The sequence below is a fragment of the Actinokineospora sp. PR83 genome (genome assembly GCF_021056305.1).
Taxonomy (GTDB): domain Bacteria; phylum Actinomycetota; class Actinomycetes; order Mycobacteriales; family Pseudonocardiaceae; genus Actinokineospora; species Actinokineospora spheciospongiae.
In genome coordinates this window covers 31,263-48,518 of record NZ_JAJCXD010000151.1, presented here as the reverse complement: position 1 = coordinate 48,518, position 17,256 = coordinate 31,263, and the positions used below count along the sequence as shown (strand labels likewise).

Sequence of the window (17,256 nt, the reverse complement as noted above, 5' to 3'; positions counted from 1 at the left end):
CACCCGGAGGTCTTTTCCCGGCCACCGGGCGTTCGCTTGACTGGGGGCGACGATGCCGGTGCTGGTCACGGACCTGGACGGGACGCTGCTGGCCGGGTCACCCGCCGAGCGCGCCGCGCTGCTGGCGGCCCTCACCCCGGACATCACCGTCGTGTTCGCCACCGGTCGCGGGCGGGCGTCCGTCGCCGAGGTGTTGCGCGACCCGCTCGTGCCCCGGCCCGCCTGGGTGATCGGCGACGTGGGCGCGACGGTGTGCGACGGGTCCCTGCGGACCGTCCCCGAGGTGCAGGACCCGCTGCGCCGGGGGTGGCCGGGGGCGGCGCGCGTCCGGGCGGCGCTGCGCGGCTTCCCATTGGTGTACCAGGAAGGCGTGCCGCAGGAGGGGCGTTGCTCCTACCTCGCCGAGGAGGTCACCGCCGAGGTGGCCGAGGCGGTCCGCGCGCTCGGGTGCGACCTGGTGCACTCCGGTGGTCGCTTCCTCGACGTGCTCCCGCGCGGGGTCGACAAGGGCGCCGCGCTGCGCGCCCTGGCCGCCCACCGGGGGTGGTCGATGGCCGACGTCCTGGTGGCCGGTGACTCGCTCAACGACCTGTCGCTGTTCACCACCGGGGCGCGCGGTGTGGTCGTGGGCGGCGCCGAGCCGGGCCTCACCGCCGCCGTCGGCCCCCGCGCCACCCACCGCCCCGGGCAGGCCGGGGCGGCGGCGATCCTCGCCGAACTGCGCGCCCTGGGCTGGGTCGACGACCGCGGGCCGCTGGTCGTCGGCTACCACCGCACCCCGGTCGTCCCGACGCCGGACGGGTGGCGCCCACCCGGCAGCCCCAACGGCATCCTGCCCACGCTGACCTCCCTGTTCGCCCAGGGCCTGGACGCGGTGTGGGCGACCGCGGCCACCCACACCCGCACCGACGACCACGGCACCGGCCTCCCGCTGGCCTTCCTGCCGCTGACCCGCGCGCAGTGGTCGGACTCCGTGCACCGCGCCTGCAAGGAAACCCTGTGGCCGGCCCTGGTGTCCCGCCCGGACCTGCTGCGGTTCGACGCGCGGGCGTGGTCGGTGCACCGCGGGGTCAGCGAGCGCTTCGCCGAGCACGTCAGCGCGCTCGCCCGGCCCGGGGCGGTGGTGTGGCTGCACGACTACAACCTCTGGCTCGTCCCCGGCCTGCTGCGCGCCGCCCGACCCGACCTGGTGGTGGGGCTGTTCCACCACACCCCGTTCCCGGAACCGGCCGTTTTCGACCGGCTCCCGGTGGCCGAGGAGGTCCGGGAGTCGCTGGCCCGGTTGGACTGGGCGGGGTTCCACACCCGGGGTTTCGCCGAGAACTTCCGCCGCGCGGTCCCTGGCGGTCCCGCGGTCGGGGTGCACCCACTGGGGATCGACCGGCCGCTGGTCGAGGACCTGGCCCGCGCGCACGCGCCGGGCCGGACCCCGCGCCTGGTGCTGTCGGTGGAGCGCCTCGACTACGCCAAGGCGCCGGTGGCCAAGGTCGACGCGGTGGACGAGCTGCTGCGCCGCCGCCCGGACCTGCGCGGCGACCTGGTCTTCCGCCTGGTGTGCCCGCCGCCGGAGCCGGGCATCACCGCCTACGACACCACCGGGCGGGACCTCGCGCGCCGGGTCGCCGAGGTGAACCGGCGGTGGTCCACCGGCACCTGGCGGCCGGTGGAGCACCTGCCCGGCCTGCCGTTCCCCGACGTCGTCCGCCAGTACGCCGCCGCCGACGTGTTCTGGGTGACCTCGCTGCGCGACGGCATGAACCTCACCGCCCTGGAGTTCGTCGCCGCCCAGGCCGCGACCGGCGGCACCGGTGTGCTCGTGCTGTCCCGGTACGCGGGTGCCGCCGAACGCCTCGCCGCGGGCGCCCTGCTCACCGACCCGGCGTCACCGGAGAACCTGGTGTCGACAGTGGAAACCGCGCTCGCACTGCCCACCCGGGAACGGCGGGCCCGCCTGCGCAGCCTCTCCACCGCCGTCGGGCACACCCGGCCGATCGACTGGGCGGCGGACGTCCTCGCCGCCATCACCGCGCGCCGCGCGGTCTCCCCGTCCTGGGCCGACGGGCCCGGGGTCACCGCCTGCTGAGCTGCGGCGGGGTGCCCGCGGGGGCGCCGCGGTCCGCGCGGACCACGACCGCGGTGGCGTTGTCCTCGCCGCCCGCGGCCCCCGCGTCCGCCAGCAGGGCCGCCACCATCGCCTCCGGGGCGCCGGGGGAACCCAGCACCTCCGCGATGCGGGTGTGCGGGACCTGACCGGAGACGCCGTCGGAGCACAGCAGCAGGACGTCGCCGCGGGACACGTCCAGCCGGAGCAGGTCCGGGGCGGGGCGGTCGAAGTGGCCGACGTAGCGGGTCAGGTGGCGGCGGGTCGGGTTGGTCGCGGGAGGACCGAACGGGGTCCGGCCGTGGACGGTGTCCAACCAGGCCATGGTGTGGTCGGCGGTCAGCAGCTCCAGCAGGCCGCGGCGCAACCGGTACAGCCGCGACCCGCCGAGGTGCACCACCCAGAACCCGTCCGCGCACTCGGCCAGGGCGGTCAGCGCGCAGCCCGCGAAGGTGGTGTTCCCGGCGGCGTGCGTCGCGGCGCGCTCGTGGGCGGCGACCACGGCGGCGCGCAGCCCGTCCACGCCGTCGCCCGCGTGCCTGATCAGCAGCTCCACCGCCGTGCGGCCCGCGTGGGCGCTGCCGGGGCTGGTGCCGAGGCCGTCGGCGACCACCGCCAGCAGCGGGTTCAGCCCCAGGTGCGCCACGTCGTGGTTGACCCGGCTGCGGCGACCGGTCCTGCTCCCGGCCGCCCCGCTCAGCGTGGTCACCTGCACGACGCCCCCCGTGGTTTTGTCGCGGGGTGTTCGACCACCCGCCCGCGCGAGGTCGAAGAATACTAGGCATTCCGGAATTCGGAAGGCGGGGTCCGGTATATCACTCGATCCGTGCATTCGGGGCCGGGTGCAGGGCTTTTCCACGGCACGGTGGGTGATCGGAATAATCTTGGAAAGCGAATTCGCCGCCCGGTCGGTTCGATTCTTCCAGGTTTACCGCGCTGTTTGGGATTTCTTGACCACGGTGGAATTCCGGTGGTCACCCGCCCCGGGGCCCGGTCAGCCGCGGGGTTCGACCAGGGCGGCGAGGTTGGCCAGGGCCATCCGGGTCCCCGCCTCGTTGTCGGCGGGGGCCACGCCGTCGGGCAGTCCTTCGTGGACGATCGTCACCGTGGTCGCGCCGCCCGCGTCGGCCAGGCTGGTGGTCATCGTCATCACCCCGGCCAGGGCCGGGTCGTCGGTCTCGAACTCCAGCACCTCCACCACCCGCTCGCCGGGCACCAGCTCGGCGAAGTGCCCGCGGTAGGTGTCGGTGCCCGACGACGACTTGCCCGTCCCGTCCGGCACGTCGTAGGTCAGCGACACCCGGAAGGCGCCGCCCTCGCGCGCGTCGAACCCGTGCACGTGCCCGGTCATCCCGTCCGGCACGCGCCACCGCGCGACCGCCGCGGGGTCCAGCAGCGCCCGGTAGACCGCCGCGCGCGGTGCGTTGACCACCAGCGAAACCCGAGTCGAGTGCACACCCCGACCGTACCGAACCCGGCCGCAGGCGCGCGGCGCACCGCGAACCCGGAAGAGCAGGTGCGCGAGAGGCCCGGCGCGCGCACCATCCGACCATGACCGGACCCGCTGCCGCCCTCGACTCCCTGCGCGGCCTGGCGCTGGGCGACTGCTTCGGGCAGACCTGGTTCCGGCCGCTGGGCGACCTGCCGTCCCGCCGGGTCGCGCCGGGCCCGTGGCCGTGGACCGACGACACCGCGATGGCCCTCGCGCTGCACCGGGTGCTCGTCGAGCGCGGGGAGGTCGACCGGGACGCGCTGGCGGCCGGGTTCGCCGCGACCTACGCCCGCGATCCCCACCGCCACTACGGGGCCTCGATGCACGACGTCCTCGCCGCCCTCGGCGCCGGGGTGCCGTGGCGCGCGGCGGCAGGGGCGCCGTTCGGCGGCGCGGGCTCGTGGGGCAACGGCGCGGCCATGCGGGTCGCCCCGCTGGGCGCCTGGTTCGCCGACGACCTCGACCGGGTGACCGGAGCGGCGGTGCGGTCGGCCGAGGTCACCCACGCGCACCCTGAGGGGGCCGCCGGGGCGGTCGCGGTCGCCGTGGCCGCCGCCGTCGCCGCGGGTCGTGGCACGCCGGGGCGGGGGTTGATCCCGGCGGTGCTGGAGCGGGTGCCCGCCGGGCGGGTGCGCGACGGCCTGCTGCGGGCGGACCGCGTCGGCTTCGGCACCGACCCGCGCAACGCGGGCGGCACGCTGGGCACCGGCCGCCGGATCTCCGCCGCGGACACGGTCCCGTTCGCCCTGTGGTGCGCCGCCCGGCACCTCGACGACCTCGTCGAGGCGCTGTGGGCCACCGCGGCGGCGGGCGGTGACGTCGACACGACCTGCGCCATCGTCGGCGGTGTCGTCGCCGCCCGCACCGGGCTCGACGGCGTCCCCGCCGACTGGCTCGACCGGTGCGAACCGGTCGACCCCTGAGTCGGGGGCGGATCACCCGCGCAGCCGCCGAGCAGTGCCACCACGAGGGGGTGGCGGGCGCAACCCCGGTCGGCGGGGAACGGCACCTGCCTCCGAAGAGGACCGCTCGACCGTGCACCGTCCACTTGGGTCGGTGCGCGGTCGGTCACCCTGCCGCGCGGGGGATCGGGGCCCTCCGGGCGGCACCGCCGGAGCCGGGCTACGGTCACCCCGGTGGCCGAGCCCGACGGCTGCGCCCTCGTGCACGACCACGCCCCGTGACCTGGCGGGGCAGCGGCTCAGCCGGTCTCGGTGGGCCGCTGCCTGCGTGGCAGGGCGAACCCGACCAGGAAGATGAGCGCGGCGGCCACGAGCAGGGACCAGAAGGTGTCGGAGTAGGCCGACTCCGCGGTCCCCGAGGCCAGGTTGCGCTGCAGGACCAGGGCGACGATCGCGATGCCGAAGGCCGCGCCGAGCTGGTGCAGGACCATGGCGGCACTGGTGGCGCGGGGGACCGCGTCACCGGGGACCGTGCGGTAGAGCGAACCCATGGTCGGGGCGCCGACGCAGCCGACGCCGAAGCCCGCCAGGAAGGTCCACGGGATCAGCCACCCGACCGACGTGGTGGGGCCCGCGGTGATGAACACGACCGCGGTGGCGGCGATCAGCAGGCCGCCGAACGGGGCCAGGACCCGGGCGCCGAGGCGGTCGACGTACTTGCCCGCGACCGGGTTGCCCACCAGGGCACCCAGCCCCAGCGGGGCGAGCAGGAGCCCGACGGCGAGCGGGCCGTAGGAGCGGATCTCCTGGTAGTACAGCGGGATGAGGAACAGCAGGGAGAACAGGACGACCCCGAGGACCGTCATGCCGACCGCGCTGGCGGTGTAGGTCCAGCGGGCGAACAGGCGCGGGTCGATCAGCGGGGTGCCGCTCATCCGCAGCGCGTGCACCAGGTAGGCGATCAGGAACACCGCGCCGACCACCAGCCCCACCACCACCGGGGTGCTGCCGAAGCCGCTGCCGTCCCCGGCCCGGGACAGGCCGAACATCAGGCCGACGCTGGCCGGGCACAGCAGCGCGATGCCCAGCACGTCGACCTTGGCGGGCTGCGCGCCCTCGCCCGCCGGTGTGTCGGCGGGCAGGTAGCGCACGGCGCAGGCGATGGCGGCCAGGCCGAGCGGCACGTTGATCAGGAACAGCCAGTGCCAGTCGAGGTTGGCCAGGATCGTCCCGCCGAGCAGGGGGCCCAGCACCGGACCGACGGTGACGGCGCCGAGCAGCCCCATCAGCCTGCCGATGCGGGCGGGCCCCGCCGCGCGGACCAGCAGCGCCAGCATGATCGGTTCGAGCATCCCGCCGCCGAGGCCCTGCACCACCCGGAAGGCGATCAGGCTCGGCGCCGACCAGGCCAGGCTGCACAGCACCGACCCGAGGAGGAACGCCACCAGCCCGGTGAGCCACATCCGCTTGCCGCCGAAGCGGTCGATCAGCCACCCGGCCAGCGGGGTCACCACCGCCACCGCCAGCAGGTAGCCGGTGGCGACCCACTGGATGGTCTCCAGCCCGGTGCCGAACTCGGTGCGCAGGGTGTCCACGCCGACGTTGACGATGGTCGCGTCCAGGAAGGCCATCATCCCGCCCAGGACCATGACCAGCACGAGCCGCAGGAACGGCCAGTCGAAGTCGGTGGGGTGCGCCGTTGCAGCCGTCGTGTCAGCGGTGGTATCGGTCGTCCCGGGGACGTCGGACATGGGTCACTCCGGTGCGGTGGGGGTCGGTTTCCGTGCCGGGGCGCTCACGCAGGGTGCCCGGCGGGGCGGACGAACCATACCGGGTTCGCCCGCCCGCGGTCACCGGAAGGTCCGGACCACCTCCTCGTACAACCGGGTGATCTCCTCGGCGGGGTCGGCCGGGGGGCGGGCCGGGACCAGGATCACGTGGGCGGCGCCCTGGTCGCGGAACTCCGCCACCCGCTCGACGACCGCCCCGTAGCCGCCGAAGGCGTAGATGTCGGCGGTGGCGAAACCCGGCTTGTGCCTGCGGACCTCGTCGTCGAGCTGCTCGGTGAGCCAGTCCTGGCCGTCCAGCTCGGGGGGCACGTACACGACCTGGACCGCGTGCGTGACCTCCTTGCGCCCGCCGCGCTCGGCCACCAGCCCGTCGATCATCGCCCGCCGGGCGCCGAACTCGGCGGGGGCGATGAACGACGGCACCCAGCCGTCGGCCAGGGCGGCGACCCGGCGGGCCGCCCTGGGCGAGTGCCCGCCGAGCCAGACCGGGGGCCTGGGCCGGGAGTCGTCGGCGTCGAAGTGGGCCGCCATGTCGGTGAGCAGGCCCTCCATCGCCTTGGCCGCCTCCCTGGGGTCCGGGATGAGCGCCTCGCGCGGCCCGCCGAGGCCGAGCTGGGCGACGAACCGGCCCCCCGACGCCGCCGCCAGGCCGCTGAGCCGCTCGGCCAGCGGCAGCGGGGGCATCCCCGCCGCCACCAGCACGTGCGGGCCCACGACCAGCCGCTCGGTGCGCGCCACGGCCTCGGTGAGCAGGTCCAGCACCGGCGGCAGGGCGCCGTTGGTGTTGTAGAGCCAGGCCGAGTCGTACCCGGTCCGCTCGACCCGGGCCAGCAGCTCCCAGAGCCTGCTCGCGTCCGGGTCGGCGCGCAGCATGGTGCCGAAGCAGAACCCGAACTCCATCACCGCTGCACCGGCCGGTAGAGCGAGATGTGCGAGCGGCTCTCGGCCAGGAACGGTCTGCTGCGCGCCCAATCGCCCCACCGCTCGGCCAACCGCATCCCCGCCAGCTCGCACATCAGGTCCAGCTCGCAGGTCGAGGTGAGCCGCAGCGCCATCGGGTTGAGCCGGGTCTCGCCGTCGCGCATGATCACGTGCTGGGCGAAGTAGTGCTGGTGCACCGGGTCGTACTGGGCGGCGAGCAGGTGCAGCTCGTCGGAGGTCATCCGCAGGATCTCCAGCCCGGGGCGGATGAACACCGCCGGGTTGGCCTCCTCCAGCACCAGCACGCCGTCGGGCGCCAGGTGCTTGGCGACGTTGCGCAGGCACTGCTGCTGGGTGTCGGCCCCGGCGAGCTGCAACAGCGAGTTGACCACCAGCACGACCTTGAACCGGCCGGTCACCGGCAGGTCGATGAAGTCGCCGAGCACCGTCTCCACCCGGCCGTCGGGGTCCTTGGCCCGGAGCTGGGCCAGCATCGGCTCGGAGATGTCCACGCCGGTGACCTTGACCCCGCGCTCGGCCAGCGGCAGCGCCACCCGCCCGGTGCCCACGCCCAGCTCCAGCACCGGGCCGCCGTCGGCCAGCTCGACCACCGTGTCCACGGTGTCGTCCGGCGTCCAGTTGCTGTGCACCCGGTCGTAGATGTCGGCGATCCGGTCGCCGTAGGTGGACTGCTGGTATCCCTGCACCGTCACTCCGCCTTGCGGGCGGCGGCGATGATGTGGGTGCCGCCGTCGATGTTGCCGGGGGCGCGGCAGGCCTGCAGCTCCCAGCGGGTGAAGGCGGCCATGACCTCCGGGTCGGCCAGCAGCGACTCGTCGAGCAGCGGGGTGTCGGCGGACAGGAAGTTCGACGCCGAGGCGGTGACGATCTCGCAGCCGCGCGAGGTCAGGTGCGTGCGCAGCTCGTCCCAGGTGAAGAAGTGCGTGGTCAGCAGCTCGAAGTCGGCCTGAACGCCCGCGATGTCGCCGGTGGCCACCGCCTGGTCGATCGCCCCGAGCTGCCCGCCCGCGGCGACCATCGGCAGGATGGCGTTGAGGCCCGCCCGCAGGTAGCCGTAGCGGGAGGTGACGCTGACGACCACGGTGCCGCCGGGGCGCACCAGCCGGATCAGCTCGTCGAACGCCTCCGGGATGCGGTCGAGCACGCAGCTCAGCACGCTGCCCACGCACACCACGGTGTCGAAGCCCGCCGACGGGAAGCGGCTCAGGTCGACGATGTCGGCCTGGTGCCAGCCGGTGACGTTGCCCGCCAGGCCCGCCTCGGTGACCTTCTCCTTGTTGATGGCGAGCTGCACGTCCGACAGGTCGCACACGGTGACCTCGGCGCCCGCCTTGGTCAGCTCCAGGGTGAACCGGCCCGGGCCCGCGCCCGCCTCCAGCACCCGGTCGCCGGGCTTGACCAGCTCACCCAGGATGGTGCGGTGGATCTGGTAGTTGATCCGGTTCTCGAACGAGCTCTCCAGCCGGTTCCACTCGTTGGCGCCCCAGTTGTTGTAGAAGGAGCGGGTGGTCTCGGGCTGGTACATCGCCGAAGTCATGACTCTCCTCGATCTGGTTTCTCGGACTGTCCGAACGGGATGGCTAGCGGGTGTTGGCCGCGTGGTAGGCCAGGTCGCGGCTGCCCAGGCGGATGCGGCTGCCGGAGGCGACGGTGAACGGCTGCCCGGGGGCCAGGCGCACCCAGGTGGCGCTGTCGGGCTCGCGGACGTGGGTGCCCTGCGGGTGGCCGCGGTCGACGACGGTCACGTCCCACTCGCTCAGGGCGATGTCGGCGTGCGCGTCGGCGAGCAGCCCGGTGCCGTCGGCGACGGCCAGGGCGACCGCCTGCCCGGTGCGCACCTTGTCGTCGTTGTGCGGCGCGGTGCCCAGCACCACGTCGTGGTCGAGCACGTGCGACACGCCGTCGTCGCCGATCAGGTAGCCCAGCGGCGGGCGCGGGCCCTGCCTGGGCTCGTGGGTCAGGCCGTGCATCGCGGTGCCGCAGGCCGCGCAGTAGCGGGCGTCGGGGCGGTTGAAGTGCCCCTGCTGGCAGTTGATGCCCCAGACCATCGGGGTGTTCGCGGCGGGACCCCCGGCGGACCTGGCGGTGGTGGGCGAACCGGGCAGGGACTGGAACCCGCTCTGGCCATCGGTGGAGCCGCCGCCCGCGGTGGCGGGCCTGCGGCGGTACACCAGCTTGCGGGTGGGCGGGATCTTGCCCAGGACGAGCACGCCGAGGCTGATCAGCACGGCGACCACACCCAGGTCGATGGCCAGGGCGATCTCGTCGACCACGTACCCGTCGGGCAGCAGCAGGGTCTGCACGCCGTAGGCCAGCGCCGCCTCGGGCACCGCCTGCGCGAGCAGGAACGCCACCGGCCAGTCCTTGGCCGAGCGCTGCCGCTGGAGGGTGTCGAAGAGGAAGTCCCACACCACCGCGCCGAGCACGAACAGCAGGCCCAGCCCGATGAAGGTGGACAGGTAGACGTCCTCCAGCGGCGCGAAGCCGACCGGCAGCACGAACCCGAGCAGCAGCGTGGCCAGACCGCCGACGATCGCGGTGCTGATCAGCCGGGCGCCGATCCGCGAACCGTAGGAGGGGGTGGGTGCCCCGGTGGTGGCTTCCTCGCCGCCGGAGCGGGAGTCCTGGTCGAGCCAGTCGGGGGTGCCGCCGAGCCGCGCTGGCTGCGGCCGGGGGGTGCCGGAGGTGGGGAACACCGGCGGCCCGCCGGTGAACGACGGCGCGGGGACCTGCCCGGTGGGCGGGGACTGCGCGGGCGTCGGCCGGGTCATGGGCTGCGACATCTGGTGCGACGCGGGCTGGGAGGCGGGCTGCGACACCGACTGCGCCATCGGCTGCGCCGCCGGGGGAGCGGGCGGTGCGGCGGTCATGGTGCCGCCCGCGCCGTTGGTGCTCGCCGGGGCGTCGTGTTCGGCCATCATCGGAGCCGCCTCGGCGGGCCGGGCAGGGGGCTCGGCGCCGTCGCGGTGCAGCACCAGGCCGCCGCCGGAGACCAGCCCGTTGCGCAGCGACAGCGAGGCGGTGTCGGTGCTGATCTGCTCGCCCACCCCGCGGATCGACAGCGAGCCGATGCCGTCGGGGGCGTCGTAGCGGCGCAGGCCACCACCGGGCTGCCCCCACACCCGCAGCTCCGCGGTGGGGCTGTCGGCGGAGACCTCCAGCGGGCCGTGCAGGTAGACGTGCACCCGCTCCCCGGCCTCCACCACGGCGGCGAACACCGAGGCGGACTCGGTCGGGCCCGGGGCGGCGAACATCGCCTCCAGCCGCGGGCCCAGCTCGGCGCCGTCGCTGAACAGGCCGATCAGCTTGTCGTGGGCGTTGGCGCCCGCGTCCGGCCGGTCGTCCCCGGCCAGCAGCAGGACCGAGGTCGGGAACCGCCCCACCAGCCCGGGGCCCGGCCGCACGGCCACCTTGAAGTCGTCGAGTTTCACAGCAGTCTCCCAGCACGGAATCGCCAGCGGACCGACACCACGCGCAACGGCCCGTGCAGGCAGAGGAACACCACGAGCCAGGTCGTGCCGAAGTGGATGAGGAACGGGGTGGCGCGCACGTCGAAACCGAGGACGTCGCGCAGCAGGAAGAAGACGACCACACCCTCCGGGATGCCCTCCAGCAGGGTGAACATCGCAGGCCAGTCCTTCTCCCAGCGGAACTGCTGCAGGAACTGGTAGAGCGGTTCCCACAGCACCACGCCCACCGCCGCCGTCACCCCGATGGCGGCGAAGGTGCTCGCGTAGGTCTCCCGCGTGGTCGCGAACCCGACCGGCAGCAGCGGGGTGACCAGCAATGTCCACAGCAGACCGGCCGTGGCCAGGACGAACAGCCGCGACTGCCAGCGGCCCAGCAGCGTCGGGGTCACGGGGTCACCCCCCGCATGAAGCGCCACCACTGCGCGATCGAGCGGCCGGAGCCGATGCGCTTGCCGAAGCCCAGCTCGGCGAGCTGGTCGGCGGTGCGCAGCGAGGCGTACTGCACGCCGAGCAGCGAGTCGGCCGGGGCGTAGTAGGCGCCCTCGGTCACCGCGCCCGCGGCGAACATCCGGCCGGAGCCGCTGCGCGCCGAGCGCACCTCGAAGCCGGGGCTCACGTCGAGCCTGCCCCGCACGTTGCGCGCCACCCCGGTGACCTCCACCAGGTCGTTGAGCAGCCGGTGCGAGCGCAGGTCGCCGATCAGACCGGTCGCGTCGACCAGGAAGTCGGCGTCCAGCGAGCGCAGGCCGCCGCCCTTGGTGTCGCGGTAGACCACGCCGAGCCGCCCGTCCCCGACCCGGTCGACGCGGTCGATGACCCCGGCGACGGTGGTGTAGACGCCGTCGCGGCGGGCGGCGGCGAGCTGCTTCTGCCACCCCTTGCGGTAGGGGGTGGTCGTGCCCTCCAGGGTTTCCCAGAGCTGCTTGCGGTCCTCGCCCTCCAGCTTCTCCATGCGCATCTTGAGCTGACCGCCCCAGGCGGCCTTCGGCCAGTTGAAGCCCTGGTGCGCCCAGCCGTTCTTACCGCGGCGGCGCATGAACCGCGACGGGCCGTGCGGGCCCTCCACGTAGGTGCGCAGCACGTGCACGATCCTGGTCTGCGCGCCGAGCTGCTCGCGGTCGTTGAGCAGCCGGTGGATGATCGCCGAGGCCGCGATGCCGCCGCCGCGCAGCACGACCGTGCCGGGGCGGGCCACCAGGTCGTCGTAGATCTGCTCGTGCGGCTCGTAGGCGTTGACGAAGCGGTACCCGTTGCCGTGCTGGGAGCGGAACTGCTGCATGTCCGGCAGGAACCGGATGCTCGGCCAGCCCACCGCCAGGTGCACGTACGCGCTGCGGTAGATGATCCGCTGCTTGCGCGCGCCCTGGGTGGTGAACACGGTGAAGTAGCCGCCCGCCGCGCGCTTGCGGACCATCCTGGCCTGCCCGTGCGCCACGCAGTCCCAGTAGCCGATCCGGTCGGCCTCGCGGCGCATCCCCTCGAAGACCTCACCGGCCAGCGGCGTCCAGTAGTCGGTCAGCACGTTCTCGGTCAGCACGTTCCACAGTGGAGCGATGAAGCCGCTGACGCTGCGCGAGTGGAAGGCCCGCCTGGCGGCGTAGCTCGGGAAGCCCCAGAGGTTGTCCGGCATCGAGGACGCGTCCGAGCGGATGCGGTAGTGCGGCGGGAGCTGGGAGACGCCGGTGAGGTAGGCGTAGTTCTCCCAGGGGTGGCGCAGGTTCGTGAGCACCTTCACCTGGCTGGTCGGCACCCCGGCGATGCGCAGCACGTCGACCATGGTGAACGAGCCCATGCCGCCGCCGACGGTCACGAACGGCACGTCCACCACGGGGATGCCCGAGGCCGCGACGAGTTCATCCGTCCACACCGGAGTGCGCTGGAGCTGGTCTGGCAGGTCGGGGGTCCGGTCGTCCCAAACCGGTCGCGCCGGGGGCGCAGACACCCGGGTTTCGTCTGTTGTGGACACGGTCTCACACCTTCGGCGAAGTGGTCGGCCGCCGCGCCCTTCTCGGGTCCTGCGTCGACCGGGTGGTTGTGACTGTCCCGCTCGGAATCGAGCTAACCACGGGCCCCGGATTCGGTACAGGGGCCGGATTTCCGATGTAGGGTAGGGTGTTCCGGCAGTCGTGCGGGGAAGGAGTCGCGGTGGACACGCCCCACGTTCCCGGGTACCGCGTGCACGGCGAGATCGGCGGTTCGGGCATCAGCGTGGTGTACCTGGCCGAGGACCTGCTGCTCGCCCGCCGGGTCGCGATCAAGCTACTGCGCCCCGCCGTCGCGCACGACGACCGGCTGCGCGCCCGCTTCCTCGGCGAGGCGCGGATGGCGGCCGGGCTGGACCACCCGCACATCACCCGGGTGCTCTCGGCGGGGGAGGCGGGCGGGTCGCTCTACGTCGTCCTGGCCTACGTGCACGGCTCCGACTTGCAGAGCCTGCTCGACGAGGAGGGGCCGTGCACCCCGGCGCGGACGGCCGAGGTGGTGGACCAGGTGGCCTCGGCCCTCGACCACGTGCACGCCTGGGGGCTGGTGCACCGCGACGTCAAGCCGCGCAACGTCCTGGTGGCCACCCGGGCGGGCGGGCACTGCTTCCTGAGCGACTTCGGCATCGCCACCCCGGCGCGCACCCCGGGCACCGCCGCGCAGGCCCGCCCGGAGCGCTCCGCCGGGTCACCCGGCTACGGGGCGCCCGAGCAGCGCGCGGGGCTGCCTGCCGACCACCGCGCCGACGTGTACTCCCTCGGCGCGCTGGTGCTGGCCTGCGCCACCGGCGTGGAGCCGTGGCGGCTGGAGGAGGAACCGGGTCTGCGCGAACGGGTGCACGCCGCGCTGCCCGGGAACGGCGCGGCCCTGTCGGCGGTCATCCGCCGGGCCATGGCCCCGCGCCCGGAGGACCGCTTCGCCACCTGCGGTGAACTGGCCGCCGCGGTGCGCCGGTGGGCCGACGCACCGCGGTAGCCGACGATCAGCCCCTGGCCTGCTTGTCCGCCAGGGTCTCGTCGGAGGACAACGCGTCCTGCGCGACCTCTTCCGGCGCGGGGTCCTCCGGTGCCTCCGGGGTCGGCGGGGTGTGGCGCTTGATCGCCCTGGGCAGCGTGACCGCCACCAGCAGGGTGAACACCACACCGCCGCCACCGGCGATCATCAGCGTGGTCGGGGCGTCCGTGGCGTCGAGCAGCAGACCGCCGCCGACGTAGGAGATCGCCGCCGCCACCCCGATGGCGCCGTAGAGGTTGCCGAAGACCCGGCCGAGCAGGTTCGGCGGCACCATCCGCTGCAGCATCGTCGAGGACGCCACGTCCATGCCCGCGATGCCCAGGCCGCGCACCGCCTGCACGGTGAACGCCGCGGCCACCGACCAGGCCAGGCCGGTCAGGAAGTTGCCCGCACTGCTCACCAGGAAACCGGCGACCAGCAGGGTCGGCATCGCCATCGACGAGCTGTAGCGGGTCAGCAGCGCGTACCCGACCAGCAGGCCGATGCCGACCGCGCCCAGCAGCAGGCCCACCGAGGAGTCCCCGGACATCAGGTCCTCCTTGGCCAGCAGCACCAGCGCCACGTCGTCGACGCCGTTGAACGCCACCACCGCGCAGAAGCCCAGTGAGATGATCCGGATCGCCGGGGTGCGCAGGATGTAGCCCAGCCCCACCTTGGCCTGGGTCAGCAGCGTGCCCTGGTCGGCGTCGGGGTCGGGCACCGGCGGCATCGGCTTGGTGGCCAGCAGCACCACCGCCGAGAGCAGGAACGACGCCGCGTCGACCAGCAGCACCCCGCGGATGCCCAGGAACGGCAGCATCGCCGCGGCCAGCAGCGGCCCGAACGCCTCGGCGCAGTTCGAGCCGAAGCCCACCGCCGAGTTGGCCGTCTCCAGGTCGCGCTCGCCCACCATGGACGGGATGGCCGCGCGGGAGGCGGGCTGGAAGATCTGCGAGGCGATCGCCCGCAGGCCGACCAGGGTCAGCAGCAGCGGCAGCGGCGGCAGGGCCAGCGCGATCATCAGCACCAGCACGCCCTGGGCGATCTCGCACATGATCATCACGCGGCGCAGGTCGAACCGGTCGCTGATCGCCCCGGTGAGCGGGCTGATCAGCGACGGCACGAAGTCGCCCACCAGCAGCAGCAGCGCCACCGCGAGGCCCTGGCCGGTCGTGTTGGCCACGTGCAGCATCAGGGCGACCAGGCTGAGCGAGTCACCGCCGTAGGACACCACCCGCGCCGTGAACAACGCGCGCAGCGGCCGGTTGGTCCGCAGCAGGCGGGTGGCGCTGGGCGTCCCCGCCTCGGTGTCGGCTGTTGGCTCGACTGTCGGCATGTCCTAGTTCTCCCGCGCGTCTGGTTCGACCGGCTCACCGAAAGTACCGGCCCGGTTCCGGTGGGTGCACCCCTGGGGTCCGATCACGGTGCTGCCACCCGTTCGGCCCCCATCGCCCGTCGCAGGCTGAGCGGGCGCAGGTCGGTCCAGTGCGCCTCGACCCAGTCCAGGCACTCCTCCTCCGGACCGGCCACGCCCACCGGGGTCCAGCCCGCGGGCGGTTCCCGGTCGGCGGGCCAGATCGAGTACTGCTCCTCGTGGTTGACCACCACCTGCACGCGCGGCCCGGTGCTGGTGTTCCCGGAGGTGTCCTGCTCTGCCGTGTTCTGCTCAGCGCTCACGGTCGTCCCTTCCCGGCTGCGCGGCTCACTTGCCCGCGCGCTTGGTCTTGCCGCCGCCGCCGTTGTTGAGCAGCACCGACATGTCGCTGGAGTTGTGGTTGACCGTGACCAGGTCGGTGGCGCCGTCGCCGTCGACGTCCAGGGCGGCGATGCCCCCGCGCGGGTCGTCGCCCACGTCGGCGAGCGCGCCCTCGCTGAAGCGGCCCGCGCCGTCGCCGCGCAGCACGCTCACGTCGTCGGTGGTGGAGTTGTTCGTCGCCAGGTCCAGGTACCCGTCGCCGTTGAGGTCCACCGCCAGCAGGCCCGCCGGTGCGCCCCCGTTGACCGGGTAGCGGCGGGCGTCGGCGAACTCGCCCTCGCCCTCGCCGAGGAACACCGACACGTCGTTGGAGCCGTAGTTGGCGACCGCCAGGTCCACGTGCCCGTCGTCGTCGAGGTCGGCGACCGCCAGGCCCGCGGGGTCGTCGGCGGTGGTGATCACCTCGGGGGCGCGGAAGGCGCCCTTGCCGGTCCCGTACAGGATCGACACGTCGTGCGAGCCGAAGTGCCCGATCACCAGGTCCAGCACGCCGTCCTCGTCGAGGTCGGCGGCCAGCAGCCGGATCGGCGCCGCCGGGGTCGGGGTGTTGACCGGCTCGGCGAAGGCGCCCTTGCCGTCGCCCATCAGCACCGAGATGTCACCGCCCTTGTAGTTGCTGGTGACCAGGTCCAGCGACCCGTCGTCGTCGAGGTCGACGGCCAGGATGCGGTTGGGGTCCTCACCGGTCGGGAACTGCGTCGGGTTCGCGAACTTCCCGGACCCGTCGCCGAAGACCACGGTGACCATGCCCTTGCCGTAGTTGGGGACCGTGGCGTCGAGGTTGCCGTCGCCGTCGAAGTCGCCGACGCCCACGTCGGCCGGGTTGATGCCCACCTCGGAGTTGATCGGCTCGGCGAAACCGCCCTTGCCGTCGCCGAGCAGCACCGACACGGTCGTGCTGAGGAAGTCGCCGGTGATCACGTCGGTGATCCCGTCGTCGTTGATGTCGGCGGTGGCCGTGGAGGCCGGGCCGCCGCCGATGTCGAGGGTGGACGCCGCGGCGAAGTCCACCTCCTCGGGCAGGGCGCAGCCGACGGCGGTCAGGCCCGCGGCGCACGCGACGGCGGCCAAGCGCAGCTTGCGGCGCACGGTGGTGTTCATCGCTTCTCCAGTTCTTCCTCGGTGTTGTCTTCCCTGGCGAGGTCGGCGGTGTTGATGTCAGCAGAGGCCTCTTCGAACAGCCGGACCATCAGGGGGTCGTTGACCTTGCCCGCCGCGTACTCGGCGGCGAAGCGGCGGTGGTACTCGGCGAACCAGTCGGCCCGCTCGTGCAGGAACAGCACGTCGTGCGGGGCCATGTGCCGGATGACGAAGCAGGGCACCGGCCCGGTGGACACCTCGAACCCGGGGTTGCGCACGGCGGTCTCCGGGCAGCCCTCGTAGAACTGCCCGAGCATCGCCCCGCCCAGGACCATGTCGGTCTTGACGTCGCGGTGCACCTGGTCGAGCAGGGGGTAGTGCTCGTCGGCGATCGAGGGGAGCACGATCACCAGGCTGCGCTGCCGCCGCGCCGCCGCGGAGGCGGGCGTGGTGGCGATGAACTCGGCCAGGTAGTCGCGCAGCAGCGCGGCGATCGCGTCGGTGTCGGTGCCGTCGATCTCGTCGTGCAGCACGATCCGCACCTGGTCGGTGCGCAGCGACTGCGGGACGAACGGGCACACCGGTCCGCTGCGGCCCAACCGGGGGTGCGGCATGGAGATGTAGTCGCGCAGCCAGTCGAGGATCGTGCTCGCGTGCCGCAGGTCGGTCAGCGACACCGGGCTCTTGGGGGCGGGTTGCGCTCCCGGTCGGGGGGCGTCGGCTCTCATCGTGGGTACCTGGTCCTTG

General features: G+C 73.7%; 16 protein-coding genes. 3 read left to right on the top strand and 13 right to left on the bottom strand.

Annotated elements, in window-relative coordinates; genetic code table 11:
• Window positions 1–52 precede the first annotated feature (52 nt).
• Window positions 53–2,083, top strand: a complete 2,031-nt coding sequence (locus L6E12_RS33705; protein ID WP_236231966.1) for a trehalose-6-phosphate synthase — start codon at window positions 53–55, stop codon at window positions 2,081–2,083.
• Here the strand turns inward: L6E12_RS33705 and L6E12_RS33700 are convergent.
• Together L6E12_RS33700 and L6E12_RS33695 are read right to left on the bottom strand one after the other, a co-directional pair.
• Window positions 2,070–2,810 carry a PP2C family serine/threonine-protein phosphatase gene (locus L6E12_RS33700; RefSeq protein ID WP_236231965.1) on the bottom strand — a complete coding sequence of 247 codons (741 nt, stop codon included), beginning with the start codon at window positions 2,808–2,810 and terminating at the stop codon, window positions 2,070–2,072. The genes L6E12_RS33705 and L6E12_RS33700 overlap by 14 nt on opposite strands.
• Before the next feature lie 285 nt (window positions 2,811–3,095).
• The gene (locus L6E12_RS33695) at window positions 3,096–3,557 is read right to left on the bottom strand and encodes an SRPBCC family protein (RefSeq protein WP_236231964.1); all 462 of its coding nucleotides are present in this window, start codon (window positions 3,555–3,557) and stop codon (window positions 3,096–3,098) included.
• A gap of 95 nt (window positions 3,558–3,652) precedes the next feature.
• Between L6E12_RS33695 and L6E12_RS33690 the strand changes: the two genes are divergently transcribed.
• Window positions 3,653–4,516 (top strand): ADP-ribosylglycohydrolase family protein, encoded by an 864-nt coding sequence (locus L6E12_RS33690; RefSeq protein ID WP_236231963.1) that lies wholly within the window; start codon window positions 3,653–3,655, stop codon window positions 4,514–4,516.
• Between the two features lie 278 nt (window positions 4,517–4,794).
• On the opposite strand, the gene L6E12_RS33685 is transcribed toward L6E12_RS33690, so the two are convergent.
• The 7 genes from L6E12_RS33685 to L6E12_RS33655 all read right to left on the bottom strand — a co-directional run bounded on the left by L6E12_RS33685 (window position 4,795) and on the right by L6E12_RS33655 (window position 12,663).
• Window positions 4,795–6,246, bottom strand: a complete 1,452-nt coding sequence (locus tag L6E12_RS33685) for a DHA2 family efflux MFS transporter permease subunit (RefSeq protein ID WP_236231962.1) — start codon at window positions 6,244–6,246, stop codon at window positions 4,795–4,797.
• A 99-nt stretch (window positions 6,247–6,345) separates the two neighbouring features.
• Entirely contained in the window at window positions 6,346–7,185 is an 840-nt protein-coding gene (locus L6E12_RS33680; RefSeq protein ID WP_236231961.1) for an LLM class flavin-dependent oxidoreductase, read from the bottom strand.
• Window positions 7,185–7,919: a class I SAM-dependent methyltransferase gene (locus L6E12_RS33675; RefSeq protein WP_236231960.1), complete on the bottom strand. Its 735-nt coding sequence runs from the start codon at window positions 7,917–7,919 to the stop codon at window positions 7,185–7,187. The genes L6E12_RS33680 and L6E12_RS33675 overlap by 1 nt, the downstream gene beginning before the upstream one ends.
• On the bottom strand, window positions 7,916–8,764 hold the full coding sequence (locus L6E12_RS33670) for a class I SAM-dependent methyltransferase (RefSeq protein WP_236231959.1): 849 nt from the start codon (window positions 8,762–8,764) through the stop codon (window positions 7,916–7,918). The genes L6E12_RS33675 and L6E12_RS33670 overlap by 4 nt, the downstream gene beginning before the upstream one ends.
• Before the next feature lie 43 nt (window positions 8,765–8,807).
• Window positions 8,808–10,658 carry a hypothetical protein gene (locus L6E12_RS33665; RefSeq protein WP_236231958.1) on the bottom strand — a complete coding sequence of 617 codons (1,851 nt, stop codon included), beginning with the start codon at window positions 10,656–10,658 and terminating at the stop codon, window positions 8,808–8,810.
• Entirely contained in the window at window positions 10,655–11,086 is a 432-nt protein-coding gene (locus tag L6E12_RS33660) for a hypothetical protein (protein ID WP_236231957.1), read from the bottom strand. Before L6E12_RS33660 ends, L6E12_RS33665 begins: the two co-directional genes overlap by 4 nt.
• Window positions 11,083–12,663, bottom strand: coding sequence for a hypothetical protein (locus L6E12_RS33655; RefSeq protein WP_236231956.1), 1,581 nt, complete (start codon window positions 12,661–12,663; stop codon window positions 11,083–11,085). The genes L6E12_RS33660 and L6E12_RS33655 overlap by 4 nt, the downstream gene beginning before the upstream one ends.
• A 179-nt stretch (window positions 12,664–12,842) precedes the next feature.
• Here L6E12_RS33655 and L6E12_RS33650 point away from each other — a divergent pair, with 179 nt between their 5' ends.
• Window positions 12,843–13,655: a serine/threonine-protein kinase gene (locus L6E12_RS33650; protein WP_236231955.1), complete on the top strand. Its 813-nt coding sequence runs from the start codon at window positions 12,843–12,845 to the stop codon at window positions 13,653–13,655.
• A 7-nt stretch (window positions 13,656–13,662) separates the two neighbouring features.
• Here the strand turns inward: L6E12_RS33650 and L6E12_RS33645 are convergent, their stop codons facing one another.
• The 4 genes from L6E12_RS33645 to L6E12_RS33630 form a co-directional block, all read right to left on the bottom strand.
• The gene (locus L6E12_RS33645) at window positions 13,663–15,009 is read right to left on the bottom strand and encodes an MFS transporter (protein WP_236231954.1); all 1,347 of its coding nucleotides are present in this window, start codon (window positions 15,007–15,009) and stop codon (window positions 13,663–13,665) included.
• An 83-nt stretch (window positions 15,010–15,092) separates the two neighbouring features.
• Window positions 15,093–15,350, bottom strand: a complete 258-nt coding sequence (locus L6E12_RS33640; protein ID WP_374201992.1) for an MbtH family protein — start codon at window positions 15,348–15,350, stop codon at window positions 15,093–15,095.
• Window positions 15,351–15,375: 25 nt separating this feature from the next.
• A complete protein-coding gene (locus tag L6E12_RS33635) occupies window positions 15,376–16,530 on the bottom strand; it encodes a VCBS repeat-containing protein (RefSeq protein WP_236231953.1) in 1,155 nt (384 codons plus the stop codon).
• Complete coding sequence (locus L6E12_RS33630) at window positions 16,527–17,237, bottom strand: DUF6875 domain-containing protein (RefSeq protein WP_236231952.1); 711 nt, start codon at window positions 17,235–17,237, stop codon at window positions 16,527–16,529. Before L6E12_RS33630 ends, L6E12_RS33635 begins: the two co-directional genes overlap by 4 nt.
• Window positions 17,238–17,256: the final 19 nt, after the last annotated feature.

Coding starts and splice junctions, on each gene's coding strand:
- L6E12_RS33705 (WP_236231966.1), top strand. CDS start 53: ATGCCGGTGCTGGTCACGGACCTGGACGGGACGCTGCTGGCCGGGTCA.
- L6E12_RS33690 (WP_236231963.1), top strand. CDS start 3,653: ATGACCGGACCCGCTGCCGCCCTCGACTCCCTGCGCGGCCTGGCGCTG.
- L6E12_RS33685 (WP_236231962.1), bottom strand. CDS start 6,246: ATGTCCGACGTCCCCGGGACGACCGATACCACCGCTGACACGACGGCT.
- L6E12_RS33680 (WP_236231961.1), bottom strand. CDS start 7,185: ATGGAGTTCGGGTTCTGCTTCGGCACCATGCTGCGCGCCGACCCGGAC.
- L6E12_RS33670 (WP_236231959.1), bottom strand. CDS start 8,764: ATGACTTCGGCGATGTACCAGCCCGAGACCACCCGCTCCTTCTACAAC.
- L6E12_RS33645 (WP_236231954.1), bottom strand. CDS start 15,009: ATGCCGACAGTCGAGCCAACAGCCGACACCGAGGCGGGGACGCCCAGC.
- L6E12_RS33635 (WP_236231953.1), bottom strand. CDS start 16,530: ATGAACACCACCGTGCGCCGCAAGCTGCGCTTGGCCGCCGTCGCGTGC.
- L6E12_RS33630 (WP_236231952.1), bottom strand. CDS start 17,237: ATGAGAGCCGACGCCCCCCGACCGGGAGCGCAACCCGCCCCCAAGAGC.